Source organism: Mycobacterium sp. TH-M82 (genome assembly GCF_057473605.1).
This window is the reverse complement of the sequence record NZ_JBYCKY010000133.1, coordinates 1-1,298: the sequence shown is the minus strand read 5'-3', so window position 1 is coordinate 1,298 and position 1,298 is coordinate 1. Positions and strand designations below refer to the sequence as shown.

The window sequence follows — 1,298 nt, the reverse complement described above, 5'->3', positions numbered from 1 at the left end:
GCTGCGGTGTGTGCGAGGTCGTGGCGTGCCCAGTAGCGGATGCCGGCAAAGCCCGCCCGATGCAGTGCTGCCGCCCACAGTTGGGTCATCGGATAGTCGCCGGTGGCGAAGACCTCGGCGGTGACACCGAACCGGATGGCAGCATTGGACGTCATGTCGGCCACCGGTGCCGGATCGTCGATCCGCAACCGCGACATGTGACGCTGGGCGGCAACGTAATCGGGAACAATTTGCATACCGCCCCACGCTTCCAGCAGAGCCACGACGGCTGATTCGGCGGCGTAGCAGGTGCCGTCGGGCGCCGCCAGATCGAAGCGTCCCTTTCCGGAGTTGGAAAACCAGCACGCCCCGCGACCGTGTGCATGGCTGCGAAAGACCTCGACATCGGGCGGGTAGCCGTAAGGCGGGAACGCGGCCAGCCGATCCGGCGGTGGCGGAGGGGCGAGATGCAGACCGGTGCGCGCCGGGCTCACGCGGCGAGGCGGGCAGCGGCCTGTCGGGCCAGGATCACGACCTGCTCGCCGCCGCCGGCGGCGAGCGCAGCCCGCGGTGTTTCACCGCCGAGTTCGGGTTGCGGCGAGCACAGCCACGACGCGGCCGCCCAGCCGCGCGGGTCCACACCGGCCCATGCGGTGAGCACCTCCTTGAGTCCTGGCAGCGGGCGGGCGGGTACTTGCTCGTCGAACCCGGCTTCGAGCCTTGGCAATCCACTCGTCAGCGAAGGTCGCCAACCGGTCCCGCTGTTTCGTCGTCAGCTCAATGAGTTGATCAGCCATCGGTAGCCCCTCCGCGTCGTCATTGGTCGTGAGGCTAACCGGAGGCACCGACAAACCGACCTGGCGCGTGCTGGCCAGCTGCGAGACGCGCTGTGGGCTGAGGCCCAAAATCATGCCAACCCGGGATTGGTGTAGATGCGGGCCGGGGTGATCAGCACCGCCGTCCGGCGTTCCTCGCGCATGACGCGGTCATAGGTCGCCCAGTCGTCGTGGGTACCGCCGGCCGCCTGGAAGATGCTGCGCAACAACAACCGCAGCACCTCGTCGTCGACGCCGGGCTGCGGATCCTCAGGGCCGGCCAGCTCGGCGGTCCCCTCGACGGTGGCCCACTGCCAGCCGGCCCGCACGACGATGGTGGCGCGTGGGTCGGCACGCAGGTTGTCGAGCTTACGGGCGCCGCCGAGGGCGACCGTCGCCGCCACGGGAGCACCGGTTCGCGGGTGCGCGATGACGCCGGCGTTGACCACCGACGACTGGATGCTGCCGTCTCCGCGCAGGGTGTTCAGCACGCACAGGCCATGA

At 69.4% G+C, this 1,298-nt stretch carries 3 protein-coding genes; all 3 read right to left on the bottom strand.

Annotated features, from left to right (window positions below):
- Positions 1 to 473 (bottom strand): RES family NAD+ phosphorylase (locus tag AC2VON_RS03965; protein WP_486951772.1); only part of this gene is annotated, 473 nt, incomplete at its 3' end.
- Positions 470 to 706, bottom strand: a complete 237-nt coding sequence (locus AC2VON_RS03960; protein ID WP_486951771.1) for a hypothetical protein — start codon at positions 704 to 706, stop codon at positions 470 to 472. The genes AC2VON_RS03965 and AC2VON_RS03960, both read right to left, overlap by 4 nt.
- A gap of 180 nt (positions 707 to 886) precedes the next feature.
- On the bottom strand, positions 887 to 1,291 hold the full coding sequence (locus AC2VON_RS03955) for a pyridoxamine 5'-phosphate oxidase family protein (RefSeq protein WP_486951773.1): 405 nt from the start codon (positions 1,289 to 1,291) through the stop codon (positions 887 to 889).
- Between the last annotated feature and the right edge of the window lie 7 nt (positions 1,292 to 1,298).